This is a genomic window from Stenotrophomonas sp. 3diitr2024 (assembly GCF_042136455.1).
Lineage (GTDB): Bacteria > Pseudomonadota > Gammaproteobacteria > Xanthomonadales > Xanthomonadaceae > Stenotrophomonas > Stenotrophomonas sepilia.
Genome location: NZ_JBHHMJ010000373.1, coordinates 1 through 360 on the forward strand (window position 1 = coordinate 1; position 360 = coordinate 360).

Annotated in this window: 1 pseudogene; it reads right to left on the reverse strand. The window is 68.6% G+C overall.

Features of this window, described 5'->3' with window-relative positions:
• Nucleotides 1–330, reverse strand: a pseudogene (locus ABGA94_RS09405) (hypothetical protein); the annotation flags it as partial.
• Nucleotides 331–360: the final 30 nt, after the last annotated feature.

The following is a 360-nucleotide window of genomic DNA, read 5'->3' on the forward strand; positions in this document are numbered from 1 at the left end:
TACCAGGCCCTTGGGTACCACGTTGCCGTCGATGCGGGCGAAGCCGGCCACGTGGGCGACCGCTGCAACGACGTCACGCATGCCCTGCAGGGTGGCCTGGTAGATGTTCAGGCGGTCGCGCGGGTGGCGGTCGATCGGGGCATCGGCTGTACCACCGGCCACCAACGCGCCCATCACGAAGGCCAGGTACTGACGGTGCACGTCACGTGCCGCCAGCTGCTCGACCAGCGCGGTCTGCGCTTCCAGGGTCTTGTAGGCCGCCATCAGTGTGCGCAGCCGCTCGTTGATCTGCCGGTTCTCGCGCTCGCGACGCTGCTGCAGGGTCTGCATCACCAGCAGGCGGATGCCCACGCCCAGCAG